A 13,403-nucleotide genomic window follows, 5' to 3' on the forward strand; every position below is an offset into this window, starting at 1 on the left:
GAATGACAAGACCAGGAGGATGAGCCAGATGGCGAAGGAATTTACACCCGATGAAGATGAAACCGTAGACCACAAGAAGCGTTCCCAACAGCGACTCCTTCTGCTTTTGCTGCTGCTCATCGGTCTTTTTGCGTACCTTTACTTCTTCACCGGTTTGATCAAGCCTCGGGATGAGGCGTCCGCACCTCCGCCCGCGCCTGCCCCGGCGCTGGTCAAGAAACCGCTGCCGCCGCGCGCTCCCTCTGCTGATGCTCCGACCTCCGCCAAGGCTACGGCCGGCACGCCTGGTGCTGGAGCTCAGGCCAAGCCTGGAGAGACTGCCACGGCAGGCAAGCCTGCGGCTGCAGCTCCGGGCAAGCCTGGTGAGGCCGCCAAGGCAGGGGAGACGAAACCTGCGCCTGCAGCCAAGCCGGGTTCCCCCGCCGCACCGCCTGCGCATCCGGCGGCACCGGCTGCCAAACCTGGAACTCCGGCTGCGAAGCCTGCGGCACCGGCGCAGCCGGCCAAGCCTGCTGCCGCTCCCGCCGCCGCTGCCAAGGAGAGCAAGCCTGCCGTGGCTGCGAAAGAAGCCAAGCCTGCCGCCGGCAAGGAAGCAAAACCTGCCGCCGCTGGCAAAGAGGCCAGGCCCGCAGGCAAAGAGGCGAAACCCGCCGCCGCCAAGGAGGCGAAGCCCGCACAGGAGAATAAAGAGGCCAAGACTGCCAAACCGGCGACCAAGGCAGCTGCCAAGGCCAAGGTCAAGCCGGGAGCGTTCGCCCTCGAACTGGACAGCGAGGTCGCCGAGAGCGAGGTCGCTTCGGTGACCGCGAAGCTTAAGAAGGCCGGCGTCACGCCGGTTGTTACCAGCAAAACCCATAAGGGCGAGCCGATGCACCGCCTGTTCCTGGCAGATTTCGCCAGCCGCGACGAGGCCGCCGAGGAACTGGGCCGACTGAAAGGTGTGGCACCCAACGCGTTCATGCTCAAGGAAGGGAGCCGCTACTCGGTCTATGCCGGTTCGTTCATGAGGGAAGGGAAGGCTGCCACGGAGCAGGACCGTCTCTATGACAAGGGAGTCCGACTGGTGCTCAAAAAGGCCAACATCCCGGTGACGGTGGTGAAGGTCCGCGGCGGAAGCTTCGCCAATCCGACCAGCGCCGAGAAGGCGGCGGCGAACCTCAAGAAGACCGGCCTTTCCGCGAAGGTCGTCAAGGCAGGTAAATAAGCTCAGTGTCGTCCAAAGTCACCTTCAGGATAACCGCGGCGGCGGCCCCGTACATCGGGGCCGACAAGCCCAGGGAGAACCGGCTGCAAGCCGCATCGGGGCGGGTGCCACTCCCCCCGGGCGACCTGGTACTGCTTTTGTACTACCTCTGCCACGACCCGGACCAGGAGGTGAAGCAGCAGGCGATGGGATCGCTACGCTCCTTGGAACTGCCGGTGCTGGAGCAAATCCTCTCCGATGGCGAGCTGCATCCTCAGATCCTGGACGCCCTGGTGCAGCTGCACGGCAGGAAACAGGAGGTTGCCCCGCTTCTGGCCGGGCACCCGAGCCTGAGCGAGAAAGCCGCCGCTTTTCTCCGGGCGCAGGGTGCAGCCGCCGCTCCGCAACCCGCGGCGCCCCGCAAAGAGCACGACTTGGAGGAGGCTGACGAGACCATCCCTCCCGATGACGACGAACCCATCGACGAGGAGGAGTACCAGTCCAAGTACCAGATGGCCCAGGGAATGGGGGTGAGCGACAAGATCAAGATGGCCATGACCGGGGACAAGGAATGGCGCGCCATCCTGATCAAGGACAACAACAAGTTGGTCTCCGGAGCGGCAATCAAGAACCCGCGCATGACCGAGTCGGAGGTGCTTACCGTCGCGAAGTCACAGGTACAAAACGACGAGATCATGCGGGTCATCTGCGCTAACAAGGAATGGATCAAGAACGCTCAGATCAGGAAGGCGCTGGTGGAAAATCACAAGACGCCTCTACCGCAAGCACTGCGCTTTCTGCCAAGCTTGGGCGAGAAGGATCTCGCCGGCCTCGCCAAAAGCAAGAACGTCAACACCATTATCTCGACTCAGGCGCGCAAGATCCTGACGATCAAGCAGGAAAAACGGTAACTCAGGGGGATCTCGAATGGCTCTGGTGAACCAGGCAAAGCGTGAAATCAACGCGAAGATAGTCTTTTTCGGGCCCGGTCAGGCAGGTAAAGGAACCAGCCTCAGGCACGTCTTCAATAAACTCAAGCCGGAGTTCCGCGGCGCGCTGAAGGTGATGAGCGTGCAGGGCGCGCGCATGCTGTTCTTTGACTTCACTCCGCCAGGTGACGGCAACGTCGACGGCTTCCGGGTCCGCTTTCACCTCTACACCGTCTCGGGGCCGCTGGTCGACCCGGCGGCCTGGAAGATGGTGCTGAAGGGAGCGGACGGGGTGGTCTTCGTCGCCGATTCCGCGCCGCAGCGGCTGGCTGACAACCAGGCCGCGCTGGGGCAGCTCGTCGAGTACCTGAAGGGCTACGGGCAGAGCTTGACCTCCATCCCCACTGTCCTTCAATACAACAAGAGCGATCTGGCCGACGCCTCTGCCGTAGCCGAACTGGAGCAGCAGTTGAACCCGTCGCGGCTGGTGAGCTTCAAGACCAGCAGCCAGACTGGCGAGGGGGTCCTGCAGGGGCTAATGGCGCTGGTGAAGAGCGTCCTGACCGGGCTGCGCGCCAAAGGGACCGACGCCATAGCCAGCGGCGAAGCGCTGCAACACATGGTGGAAAGTCCGGCACCGGCCGCAGCTCCGGCACGCCCCGCGGTGGAGGCTCACCCTGCCGCACCCGCGTCCGCGCGCCCCACAGCCGCGCCCGCTCCCGTGCAATCCCCTGCAGCGCCGGCGCCATCTGCCGAAGAAGAGCCGCTCTCTCTCGAGATTGCCGGCGACCCCGTGGCCGCGGGTGACCTGATCCGGGTCCCGCTCACCATCCGTAGCGGCGACCGGGAAAAGACCGTGGTGCTGACCCTGTCGCTCGGCCTTTCCGAGGAGTAGCCCTTGGGTCCCGACTTCGACATCTACCTGCTGTGCCGCCTGTTACTCGCCTCCTTCCTCGGAGGGCTGATCGGCCTTGAGCGCGAGATCCACGGCCGCCCCGCAGGGTTCCGGACCCACCTGTTGGTATCGCTCGGCTCGTGTCTTTTCACCATCACCTCCATCGAGATCTACCGCATCTTCGGTAACTTCACCGGTGGAGCGGTCGGGGTCGATCCCGGGCGCGTGGCCGCCCAGGTCGTCACCGGCATCGGTTTCCTTGGCGCCGGCGCCATCATCAGGGAGCGCGCCTCGATCCGCGGCCTGACCACCGCCGCCTGCCTCTGGGTCGCGGCTGCCCTTGGCGTCTCCTGCGGCATCGGCCTTTTCTGGCTCGCCGTGTCCGTAACGCTGGTGGCCCTGGCGAACCTCCTGTTACTGAAAGAAGTGGAGAAGAGGCTGACCCGCGATACCTACGTACAGGTCAAGGTGTGGGGAGAGGATCGCGCCGACTTCGTCAGCCGGGTCTACCAGACTCTCAGCGGTGCCGGCATCCAGAGAGTGGACGCTAAGCTGCAAAAGGATATCGAGCATGGCGTGATCTTCCTCGAGTTCCAGGTCAAGCAGCCCAAGAAATCCAACTCGGCCGACCTCATGGCGCGGCTGAGCGTAGTGGAAGGGGTCAAGAGGATCGGAATTGACTGATCGCGAGATGCCCCTTTATTCAGAGCAGGCAACAAGGGAAAGGAGAACAGAGCATGGCGGAACTTAAAGGAAGCAAGACAGAGCAGAACCTTCAGGAAGCATTCGCCGGCGAGTCGCAAGCGCGCAACAAGTACACCTACTACGCGGCGGTGGCCAAGAAGGAAGGGTATGAGCAGATCTCGGCACTGTTCCTCGAAACGGCGGAGAACGAGAAAGAGCATGCCAAGCTACACTTCAAGGCACTCGGCGGCCTCGGAGACACCATCACCAACCTGAAGGCAGCGGCGGCTGGGGAATACGCCGAGTGGGTCGACATGTACCCGCGCATGGCCAAGGAGGCCCGGGAAGAGGGCTTCACCGCCATCGCAGCGATGTTCGACGGCATCGCCGCCATAGAGAAGGCGCACCAGGAGCGTTACAAGGCGCTGCTTGCCTCGATAGAAGAGGGGACCGTCTTCAAGGAAGATGCTCCCACCAGCTGGAAGTGTCGTAATTGCGGCCACATCCATGAGGGTAACGCTGCGCCGGATATCTGCCCGGTTTGCCATCACCCCAAGGCGTATTTCGAGCGTGTTGTCGAGAACTACTAACCCTGCCGGGGCGGGGGAGAGCTGCTCTCCCCCGCCTTTGTTTCGCTTCACCCCCGTTGGGCCTGCCTCTACGCTGCGTGCAGTTCATCCCGGATCGCAAAATCCCTTGTATACGACCGACTTTACATGCTATGATGCGGCGGTTTCTCATTAGCAAAGGAGGCTTGCATGGCAATCATCACAATTTCCAGGGAGATGGGTACCGGCGCCTACGCCATTGCCAAGGAACTGGCAAAGAAGCTCAAGTACACCCTCGTTGACCGGGTAAAGATCGAGGAACTGGCCCCTGCATACGGCCTCACCCCCGAGATCCTGGAAAGGGTGGACGAGAAGCCCCCCTCCTACCGGACCGCCGAGGACCGCCTCCAAGCCGCGCATCTTGCCACCATGGAGCTCATCCTGCTGGATTGCGCCAAGAAGGGTAACGTGATTCTTTACGGCAGGGGCGCGCAGGATCTCATCAAGGTGCTGACCAACGTCCTCCGGGTCCGTTTCATAGGGCAGTTTGAAGATCGCGTGGAAAAGTTCGCCGAAAGGGAGTGGATCGATCCGGATCTGGCCCGCGAATTGATCAGGAGGAGCGACCACCAGTTGGGAGGCTTCATCCATTTTTACTTCGACCGCGACTGGAATGACCCGCTGAACTACGACCTTATCTTCAACACCAAGGCTGCCAGCCAGCACGCCATGATTGAAGCCGTCATCGCCGCGTCCAAGGATGCCCGCCTCAAGGAAGGGGAGGAGGAGTCCATGGCGCTGCTCGAAGACCTGATCATCGCCAAGAGGGTCGAGGCCGAGCTGCTCAAGTCGTCTCTGGCCCGTGCTCTGAAGTTCTGCATCAGTTGTGAAGATGGGGTGGTCACCCTGGCCGGTCACGTGCAGAGCGAGGAGGAGATCGAGGAAGCCGTCGAGTTGGCCAGATCGGTCGAGGGTGTCACGGACGTCGAAAGCGACCTTGATGTGCTGAGCTATAAGCCGGTTAAGGACTAGAGGCAGGGACTAGGGACTAGGGACTAGGGACTAGGGACTAGGGACCGGCGCATAAAAAAGAAGGGGCTGGGAGCGTAGGTGCGGGGGGCGGAAACCATTCGGTTTTTCCAGCCCCCAACCCCTAGCCCTCAGCCCCTTTGTTTTTTGAGCCTCTAGGCCCTCTGGCTTTGCGCCCGTTTCAAGGCTTCCACGCAGCTGTAGGGAATGGCCATGCTCCCCTTTCCGGTACCCATGCTGATCCCTTCCTCTATACCGTGGTAGTCGGAGCCGCCGGTCCAGATGAGCCCCTTCTTCACGGCGCTGGATACCAGGAAGGCGCTTTCCTGGTCGTTGCAGACGTTGTTGAAGGCCTCGACGCCGGCCAGTCCCATGGCGCAGAGCTGGTCGATGATCCCGGTCAGCGTGTCGCGGTCGTTGGTGATGGTGGTGGGATGGGCGAGTACCGCCACCCCGCCGAGTCTCTGCACCGTCGCCAGGGCTTCTTCCATCGGGAAGTAGCGCTTGGGGACGTCGCACGGGAGCAGGTAGCGCACGAAGGCGTCCTGCATGTCGCGGGCGTACCCTTTGCCCATCAGGACCTGCGCGATGTGGGGGCGTCCCAGTGCCCCTCCGGCAAGGGCGGCCGCCTCCGCGCTGGAGATGGCTGCTTTCCCTTCAGTGGCCAGCTTCTCGTTGATCCGGTCCACGATGGCGTCGCCGCGGGCCTCCCGCCGGTCCCTGAACTCCTTGAGAATCGACTGCAATTGCGCATCGTGATGATCGAGCAGGTATCCGAGCAGGTGGACGTCCTTGAAGGAACCGAAAGCGACGGAAAACTCGATAGCGGGCAGCACCTCCACACCGGCGGCCGCGCCTGCCGCAAGGGCCTCGTCGATGCCGTCCACCGTATCATGGTCCGCCAGCGCGATTGCCTTGAGCTCCAGTCTTTTGGCCATGGCCACCAGTTCAGTCGGGGTGCGCACCCCGTCGGAAAATGTCGAATGCAAATGCAGATCTACCAGTTCTCTCATGTAACTCCCTCGAATTTGATCAGGCCATTATAGGGGGTTCTCCCGTTTGTGCAATAGGGAAGGACGCAGTTAGCAGTTGCCTTGACTGGTGCCATCTTGTATAAGGAAGCATTACTTTTAAAGACTGACAGAGGTGTGTGTGGCAAAGAGCAAGGGTATGGCAGGGGCGGTATTCGCACTGTCGACGTTCATCATAGGGGGGATTCTCACTTTCACCGGTTTGGGGCTCATAGCGTTTATGAAGAACCAGGATCTGCTTGGTTGGGGGGAGGGGCGCAGCATCGGCATCCTGCTGGTATGCGTAGGGCTTCTTGCTTCCATCATGGGCGTACTGGTAATGCGTGTGATCAACAACAGGTTGTGACATGAAGGACAACCAGGTCCACCAGGCGATAGCGATCCTCACCGAGGCGGTCAAGGCGTGGGTGAGTCCTGCGGTGACCATCGTCGCCACGCAGGGGAAGGATCCTTTCAAGGTGCTGGTCTCCTGCATCCTCTCGCTGCGGACCCGTGACCAGACCACAGCCGAGGCTTCGGCCCGTCTCTTTGCGCTGGCTGATTCCCCTGAAAAGATGGTCCACCTGGATGTGCCGCAGATCGAGGCGGTCATCTACCCGGTCGGTTTCTACCGCGTCAAGGCCGAGCAGATTCTCGAAATTTCGCGCTCTTTGTGCGACCTGTACCGGGGAGCGGTGCCGGATGACCTGGAAACGCTGCTGAAGTTCAAGGGGGTAGGGAGGAAGACGGCGAATCTTGTGCTCACCCTCGGTTTTGGCAAACCCGGCATCTGCGTCGACATTCACGTGCACCGGATCTGCAACCGCTGGGGTTACGTCAAGACCCGCACGCCCGAACAGACTGAATTTGCGCTGAGAGAGAAGCTGCCTGCGGAGTACTGGATCATAATCAACGATCTTCTGGTAACTTTCGGCCAGAACCAGTGTACGCCACTTTCACCGAGATGCTCGACTTGTCCGTTGTACGATCTGTGCGACAGGGTGTCAGTTGCTAAATCAAGATAAAACAGTGTTGCACAAACTCGCTCTTTGAGTATAATGGGGCCTTGAGTTTTTGTGAACTAAGCAAAAATGCTATCCGCTGATGCAGAGCATCAGCCACTCTGGGGGGATTATGCTTAAGAAGATAGGTTTCGTCGGTCTGGGCACCGTCGGCGTTCACATGGCAGCTAACCTTGCCAAGTCGGACTACCAATTAACGGTGTTTGACCAAGACGCGAATGCGATGGCAGAGCTTGCCAAGCTGGGCGTGAAAGTCGGCGAATCGCCGATGGCGACCGCCAAGGGGCAGGACCTGGTCATCGTGATCGTACCCGAGAGCAAGTACCTGGTATTCGGCGAGAACGGCGTCCTGGAAGGGATCGATCCCGGCACCATATTAGTCGACATGGGCACCCACTGCCTGGAGACCATCGAGCGCATGGCCGAGGAAGCGAAGGCGCGCCGCGTCATGTTTCTGGAGGCGCCGGTGTGGGGGAGCAAGGAGCACGCGGCCAACGGCCTGCTCACCATCCTGGCCGGTGGCGATGAGGCCCTTTTGGGTCGTTGCCGCGAGCCGTTCTCCTATTTCGGTCTTAACATCATCCACATCGGCAAGATCGGCGACGCGACCCGCATGAAGCTGATCGTGAACCTGCTGCAGGCTGAGATGATGCAGTCCCTCTCCGAAGGCCTCGTCTTCGGCGAGAAGATGGGCTTCAAACCCGACAAGATCCTCGAGGTGCTCGACTCCGGCGGGGTTGCCTCGCCGCTGTTCCACTCCAAGGGGCGCTCCATTGCGCGCGGCGACTTCAGCCGCAACCTGGCGCTCAAATACGTCGACTCGCAGATGCGCCGTGTACTGGAGATGGCCGATAAACTGGGACTCGATCTTCCCGCCGCGAAGACCGTCTCCGAGATCTACGATCAGGCCGTGAAGGACGGCCGCGGCGAAGAGGACTTCTCCGCCATCGTGAAACTGCTGCGCAAGTAGCCGCTGTACTACTAATTGTTGCCCCAAGAGGCGCCCCCAGAAGGGCGCCTCTTTTTTTTAACTTCCGCGATTTATATGAGTGAACTCCCCTACGAGCACCGTCCGAGCCTCACGTTCCCCACTTTGCAAAGGGGGGACAGGGGGGATTTGCGCTGCTTCTCGCCCCCATACCCTGCCTAAAATCAACAACCACCCCGTCTCCACCATCTCCCCCAATCGCTCCCATTCCCGCACTTATAAATGAAAAAAAATTGTGTGTACAAAAAACTTCCGGATGCAGTAAAAATAGATATTAAATTTTTTAGAAACGACCTTTATTGTTTTTAGCAAGTGCCAATTGTTATTTGTATGCTGCAATAACAATAAGCACTTTTCACTGTTACGGTTCGCATAGCTACATATAAGATTGTATAAGCCGTAACATTATTACTACTTCAGTAGTAATGGGAGAACTATGGGGAACACGAGAAACAAGAAGCTTCTGTTGTTGGGTCTGTCTTTGAGCTTTTTGGCCGTGGCCGGTTATGGCCTCTATTCCTGGCAACAATCACACGCGGATACGAGCAGGCAAATCAGCTACACAACCTTCATTCAGAAAGTCTCGGGCGGCAACATAGCCAAAGTGAGGATCGTCGGCGACGAGATCACCGCCAACGCTAAAAACGGCGAGAAGTTCAACCTCTTTCTCCCGGCAGGAGCCTACCTGGGCGATCTGCTCATCGCGAAGAAGGTCGATTTTTCCTCGACACCTCCTTCCGGCGGGCCGAACTGGTTCGAGATCGGCTTCCTGGTGGCCATCGGCATCTTCCTGTTTGTCATCTTGAGGCGCTTCACCGGCATGGGGAGAAGCCGTGCTCGCGTGGTCGACTACTCAGAATCGACCACCCGTTTCAGTGACGTGGCCGGTGCCGAGGAGGCCAAGGCGGAACTGCTGGACACGGTCGAGTTTCTGAAAGATCCGGAGAAGTTCTCCACCTTGGGCGGCAAGATGCCCACCGGCGTGCTCCTCGTGGGCCCTCCGGGCACCGGCAAGACCCTGATCGCACGTGCGGTCGCGGGTGAGGCCGACGTTCCCTTCTTTTCCATCTCCGGCTCGGAATTCGTCGAGATGTATGTCGGCGTGGGTGCGTCGCGAGTCAGGGACCTGTTCGCGCAGGCCAAGAAGGCGGCACCCTGCATCGTCTTCATCGACGAGATCGACGCGGTCGGCCGCAAGCGTGACGCCGCAGCCGGTGGCGGCGCCAGCGACGAACGCGACCAGACCCTGAACCAGTTGCTGGTCGAGATGGACGGCTTCGAGGTGAACTCCGGCATCGTGGTGCTGGCCGCCACCAACCGCCCCGAGATCCTCGACGCGGCGCTGCTGCGCTCAGGGCGCTTCGATCGCCAGGTCACTGTGGGCTCCCCGGACATCAGGGGGCGTGAGGCCATCCTCAAGGTGCACGCGAAGAACGTCCCGCTGCACGACGAGGTCGACCTGATGGTCATCGCCCGAGGCACCCCCGGCTTCTCCGGCGCCGACCTGGCCAACGTGGTCAACGAGGCCGCCATACTCGCCGCGCGCTCCAACAAGGGCGTGGTGGAGATGATCGATTTCGACCTGGCCAAGGACAAGGTGCTCATGGGTGCCGAGAAGAAGTCCATGGTCCTCTCCGACAAACTGAAGCTTTCCACCGCGTACCACGAGGCGGGCCACGTGCTGGTGGCGAAACTGACCCCGGGCGCCGACCCGGTGCATAAGGTGACCATCATCCCCAGGGGAAGGGCGATGGGGGTCACCGTGCAGATTCCCGAAGACGACATCTACTGCTATACCAAGGAGATGCTGGTCGCCCACCTCAAGGTGCTCATGGGGGGGCGCGCCGCCGAGGAGCTGATCTACAGCACCACTACCACCGGGGCGGGCAACGACCTGGCGCGTGCCACCGACACCGCGCGCAGGATGGTCAGCGAATGGGGCATGTCGCGTGCCTTCGGTCCGGTCGCCTTCGGGCATAACGAGAACACCGATAACGGTGGGAAGAAAGGCTTCAGCGATGTCACCGCGCGGGAGATGGACAACGAGATCCGCTCCATCGTCAGCGGCTGCTACCAGGACGTCGTTACCCTGCTGCAGGAAAACATGGATACCCTGGAGCGGCTGACCCGGGAACTGGTCGTCAAGGAAACTCTCGATGCCGGCGAGATCGATGCGATCCTCGGATCCGGGGACGACGACAGCGACGAGCCGGTATCCGCGGCAGCCTAAACATTCCAGCCTGAAAACAACCGGGGGGACCGGCGCGCTCTGCACCAAGCGCCTGTCCCCCCTCGCTTTTCCCACCAGCAGCAAAAGCTTGCCCCCCCAGCCGATCGATGTTATGAAAGAGCCTGGCCCAGGCCCATTCGAACCGAGGAGTACCCGATGACCAACAATGATGTTTTCCGCAGACTGCGCTACGCGCTGAACCTCAACAACCAGGCTGTGGTAGAGGCTTTCCGGCTTTCGGGCATGAAGATGGGGCAGGCGGATATCACCAGCTTGGTCAAGAAGGAAGACGAGGAGGGGTTCCGCGAGTGCGGCGACGAGGTCCTGCAGGCATTCCTGGACGGCCTGATCGCCCTGAAGCGGGGGAAGCGTGAAGGGGCAGATGACAAAGCGGCACCGTCATCCGAGCAACTGACCAACAACGACATCCTCAAGAAGATCCGTATTGCGCTGAGCCTGAAGGAAGATGAGATGCTGGCGATCTTCAAGTTGGCCAGCTTCCCGGTGTCCAAATCCGAACTGAGCGCGGTGTTCCGTGCCAAGGAACACGAGAACTACAAGCCCTGCGGCGACCAGATGCTGCGCAATTTCCTCAAGGGGCTGACCATGAAGTACCGGGAAAGCGTCCAGCACTAAAGGCTAAGGGAGGTTCGCTTGGACCATCACGAAGTCGAAGGGGCCGCTGCCGCAGCCGAAGTAGATCAAACTGCTGAAGCTGCTGGAACTGCACAAGCTGCCGACGGTGCCGAGGCTGCTGCAGCCACAGACCCGGCTGCCATTGCCCGCGGACTGGCCGCCGTGCGCAAGCGCCGCTGGTGTCTCTGGATGGTTCTCATCGTTTATCTCCCCACCATGTACCTGACCCAGAAAATTACCCATTCCTTCAGCGGTTCTATGCCGGTGTTTTTCGCCTGGTTCGCCGTGCTGCTCTGCGTGATGTTCTATTCCGCAACCGCCCGGTGCCCACGCTGCCGCAACTATTACCACATGCAGGGGATGGCGCTGCTTTACCTGCGCAAGTGCCTGCACTGCCAGCTCCCCCTCAACGCCGACAAGGGTGACAAGTTCTAGGGAGTGCCTGCTCCCTTTCCTTCCGTAGTCTCGCTGTATGCCCGCTGGGCCCTGTCTACCACCGACAACTCCGCTTCCAGTTCATACAACAGGCTGTCCCCGTCCACTTCGCTCTTGCGCATGAACAGTTCCATGTCCCGTACCCCTTGCTCGCTCAACTCCCGGGACAGGTGCTCATCGATGGCATTGATGTCGAACTCGAAGGCGCGGTAGGCGCGCTGCAACGCCTGCCCCTGCTCCGCGATCGGCTCGAAGGCGTCGCCCAACTCCATGCGCGGCAACCGTGCATTGCGCGACAGTCTCGGGTAGCGGCATTGCCCGGCTGATTTTTCCCCCTCCACGAGGTACGAGTTCCCCTGATAGTGCATTCCATTGGCGTGCTGCACCAGCTTTTCACCGGCGCCGGTCATGGTGTTCACCCTTTCCCTGAAAGCGCGATAAGCCCGGGGCAGGTCGGCCGCGTCGGCAAATTTCACGTCGTCGAGCGCCTTGCGTGTTTCCTGGGTCTTTTGCTGTGCGTACTGCAGGTCATCCTGCACAGTCTGCAGGGACGCGCTACTTCCTTGCCGCCCGCCCCACCAGGACGTGCATCCCGTCAAGGAAATCCCAATGAGGACTACTGCCAGCTGACCCAAAGGACGAGGTGAGTTCAGTTGTCTCATGACAGGCTCCTGTTATGCTGTTGCGATTGGATAATCGTACTTAATGTGATGTAGGTGTCAACGCGCGTGGTCGAACAAAAACAACGTCGGCTGTCAGCCAAGCCGCAGCAAGTAAAAGGTGATAAGAGGGCGCGCAGGGGGGCGCGTTTTTGGTAAAATGAAGACACTCAGCTCTGTTGCTAATGAGAGTGGATCCCATTCCATTTCAGCTGCCTCAACCTATCTCATTGGTTGTGGCAGCGCGGAGGAAATCATGAAAAAATACCTTCTAGCATTAATGATGACACTGGTGGCCCAGGGAGCCAGCGCCGCGGTGGTGGGGCATAACGTCGAGTACCGGCAGGGTGACACGATCCTAGAGGGGTACCTGGCCTATGACGACGCCATCAAGGTGAAGCGGCCCGGGGTGCTCGTGATCCATGAGTGGACCGGTGTCAGCGCCTATGAAAAGATGCGTGTCGAGCAACTTGCCAAGCTGGGGTACGTCGCCTTTGCCGCTGACATTTACGGCAAAGGCGTGCGCCCGGTCGGTCCGGAGGCGGCAGCCAAGGAAGCGGCCAAGTACCGGGGCAACGACCGGAGCCTGATCCGCGCTCGCGCCGCGGCGGGACTCGAGAAGCTGGCAGGGTTCCCGCAAGTCGACCCGAAGCGCTTGGCCGTTATGGGGTATTGCTTCGGTGGCACCGCCGCACTGGAGCTGGCCAGAAGCGGCGCCGACCTCCTGGGCACCGTTAGCTTCCACGGTGGCCTCAGCACTCCGAACCCGGCCGATGCCAGGAACATACGCGGCAAGGTGCTAGCGCTGCATGGTGCCGACGACCCCTACGTGAAACCCGATGAGGTCGCCGCCTTCCAGAAGGAGATGCGCGATGCCAAGGTGGACTGGCAGATGAACATGTACGGCAACGCCGTGCACAGCTTCACCAATCCGAAGTCGGGCAACGACAACAGCAAGGGAGCCGCCTACAACGAGAAGGCAGACCGGCGCTCCTTCGAGGCGATGAAGATATTCTTCAACGAGATCTTCGGCGCACCCTGACCGCAGGACGCGCAACGGACCAAGAGCTGGCTCAAGGTGAAGTGCGCCCAGTCAGGAGTTCGTGGTGGGCGGTTTCACCGAGTCCGGCGCCGGGCGACCCTTCGGCTCCCTGC

The 13,403-nt window shown here is 60.6% G+C and carries 15 protein-coding genes; 13 read left to right on the forward strand and 2 right to left on the reverse strand.

Features of this window, described 5'->3' with window-relative positions:
• The first annotated feature begins 28 nt into the window (after positions 1–28).
• From JFN90_RS08560 to JFN90_RS08585, 6 genes are all read left to right on the forward strand, one after another.
• The gene (locus JFN90_RS08560) at positions 29–1,204 is read left to right on the forward strand and encodes an SPOR domain-containing protein (protein ID WP_199394697.1); all 1,176 of its coding nucleotides are present in this window, start codon (positions 29–31) and stop codon (positions 1,202–1,204) included.
• Between the two features lie 5 nt (positions 1,205–1,209).
• Positions 1,210–2,094 carry a hypothetical protein gene (locus tag JFN90_RS08565; RefSeq protein WP_199394698.1) on the forward strand — a complete coding sequence of 295 codons (885 nt, stop codon included), beginning with the start codon at positions 1,210–1,212 and terminating at the stop codon, positions 2,092–2,094.
• A gap of 16 nt (positions 2,095–2,110) precedes the next feature.
• On the forward strand, positions 2,111–3,007 hold the full coding sequence (locus JFN90_RS08570; RefSeq protein WP_199394699.1) for a GTP-binding protein: 897 nt from the start codon (positions 2,111–2,113) through the stop codon (positions 3,005–3,007).
• 3 nt (positions 3,008–3,010) lie between these two features.
• Positions 3,011–3,691 carry an MgtC/SapB family protein gene (locus JFN90_RS08575; protein ID WP_199394700.1) on the forward strand — a complete coding sequence of 227 codons (681 nt, stop codon included), beginning with the start codon at positions 3,011–3,013 and terminating at the stop codon, positions 3,689–3,691.
• 53 nt (positions 3,692–3,744) lie between these two features.
• Positions 3,745–4,281 (forward strand): rubrerythrin, encoded by a 537-nt coding sequence (rbr, locus tag JFN90_RS08580; protein ID WP_199394701.1) that lies wholly within the window; start codon positions 3,745–3,747, stop codon positions 4,279–4,281.
• Between the two features lie 168 nt (positions 4,282–4,449).
• Positions 4,450–5,271, forward strand: a complete 822-nt coding sequence (locus JFN90_RS08585; protein WP_199394702.1) for a cytidylate kinase family protein — start codon at positions 4,450–4,452, stop codon at positions 5,269–5,271.
• A 152-nt stretch (positions 5,272–5,423) separates the two neighbouring features.
• Here the strand turns inward: JFN90_RS08585 and JFN90_RS08590 are convergent, their stop codons facing one another.
• Complete coding sequence (locus tag JFN90_RS08590; protein ID WP_199394703.1) at positions 5,424–6,281, reverse strand: PHP domain-containing protein; 858 nt, start codon at positions 6,279–6,281, stop codon at positions 5,424–5,426.
• Between the two features lie 139 nt (positions 6,282–6,420).
• On the opposite strand from JFN90_RS08590, the gene JFN90_RS08595 reads away from it, so the two are divergent.
• The 6 genes from JFN90_RS08595 (at position 6,421) to JFN90_RS08620 (ending at position 11,589) form a co-directional block, all read left to right on the forward strand.
• On the forward strand, positions 6,421–6,645 hold the full coding sequence (locus tag JFN90_RS08595) for a hypothetical protein (protein ID WP_199394704.1): 225 nt from the start codon (positions 6,421–6,423) through the stop codon (positions 6,643–6,645).
• 1 nt (position 6,646) lies between these two features.
• Entirely contained in the window at positions 6,647–7,303 is a 657-nt protein-coding gene (locus JFN90_RS08600; RefSeq protein WP_199394705.1) for an endonuclease III domain-containing protein, read from the forward strand.
• Between the two features lie 109 nt (positions 7,304–7,412).
• On the forward strand, positions 7,413–8,270 hold the full coding sequence (locus tag JFN90_RS08605; protein ID WP_199394706.1) for an NAD(P)-dependent oxidoreductase: 858 nt from the start codon (positions 7,413–7,415) through the stop codon (positions 8,268–8,270).
• Between the two features lie 454 nt (positions 8,271–8,724).
• Positions 8,725–10,518, forward strand: coding sequence for an ATP-dependent zinc metalloprotease FtsH (gene ftsH / locus JFN90_RS08610; RefSeq protein ID WP_199394707.1), 1,794 nt, complete (start codon positions 8,725–8,727; stop codon positions 10,516–10,518).
• A gap of 156 nt (positions 10,519–10,674) precedes the next feature.
• Positions 10,675–11,154, forward strand: a complete 480-nt coding sequence (locus JFN90_RS08615; RefSeq protein ID WP_199394708.1) for a YehS family protein — start codon at positions 10,675–10,677, stop codon at positions 11,152–11,154.
• Between the two features lie 18 nt (positions 11,155–11,172).
• Positions 11,173–11,589, forward strand: coding sequence for a hypothetical protein (locus JFN90_RS08620; protein ID WP_236018916.1), 417 nt, complete (start codon positions 11,173–11,175; stop codon positions 11,587–11,589).
• On the opposite strand, the gene JFN90_RS08625 is transcribed toward JFN90_RS08620, so the two are convergent.
• Entirely contained in the window at positions 11,586–12,251 is a 666-nt protein-coding gene (locus JFN90_RS08625) for a hypothetical protein (protein ID WP_199394709.1), read from the reverse strand. The two genes, JFN90_RS08620 and JFN90_RS08625, sit on opposite strands and share 4 nt — an antisense overlap.
• 253 nt (positions 12,252–12,504) lie before the next feature.
• Between JFN90_RS08625 and JFN90_RS08630 the strand changes: the two genes are divergently transcribed.
• A complete protein-coding gene (locus JFN90_RS08630) occupies positions 12,505–13,290 on the forward strand; it encodes a dienelactone hydrolase family protein (protein ID WP_199394710.1) in 786 nt (261 codons plus the stop codon).
• Positions 13,291–13,403: the final 113 nt, after the last annotated feature.

Origin of the sequence: Geomonas propionica, assembly GCF_016458235.1 — a bacterium.
Classification (GTDB): domain Bacteria; phylum Desulfobacterota; class Desulfuromonadia; order Geobacterales; family Geobacteraceae; genus Geomonas; species Geomonas propionica.

Bases quoted from the DNA above. Each gene is read 5' to 3' on its own strand.
- JFN90_RS08560 (WP_199394697.1), top strand. From the start codon at position 29: ATGGCGAAGGAATTTACACCCGATGAAGATGAAACCGTAGACCACAAG.
- JFN90_RS08570 (WP_199394699.1), top strand. From the start codon at position 2,111: ATGGCTCTGGTGAACCAGGCAAAGCGTGAAATCAACGCGAAGATAGTC.
- rbr (WP_199394701.1), top strand. From the start codon at position 3,745: ATGGCGGAACTTAAAGGAAGCAAGACAGAGCAGAACCTTCAGGAAGCA.
- JFN90_RS08585 (WP_199394702.1), top strand. From the start codon at position 4,450: ATGGCAATCATCACAATTTCCAGGGAGATGGGTACCGGCGCCTACGCC.
- JFN90_RS08590 (WP_199394703.1), bottom strand. From the start codon at position 6,281: ATGAGAGAACTGGTAGATCTGCATTTGCATTCGACATTTTCCGACGGG.
- JFN90_RS08600 (WP_199394705.1), top strand. From the start codon at position 6,647: ATGAAGGACAACCAGGTCCACCAGGCGATAGCGATCCTCACCGAGGCG.
- JFN90_RS08605 (WP_199394706.1), top strand. From the start codon at position 7,413: ATGCTTAAGAAGATAGGTTTCGTCGGTCTGGGCACCGTCGGCGTTCAC.
- ftsH (WP_199394707.1), top strand. From the start codon at position 8,725: ATGGGGAACACGAGAAACAAGAAGCTTCTGTTGTTGGGTCTGTCTTTG.
- JFN90_RS08615 (WP_199394708.1), top strand. From the start codon at position 10,675: ATGACCAACAATGATGTTTTCCGCAGACTGCGCTACGCGCTGAACCTC.
- JFN90_RS08625 (WP_199394709.1), bottom strand. From the start codon at position 12,251: ATGAGACAACTGAACTCACCTCGTCCTTTGGGTCAGCTGGCAGTAGTC.
- JFN90_RS08630 (WP_199394710.1), top strand. From the start codon at position 12,505: ATGAAAAAATACCTTCTAGCATTAATGATGACACTGGTGGCCCAGGGA.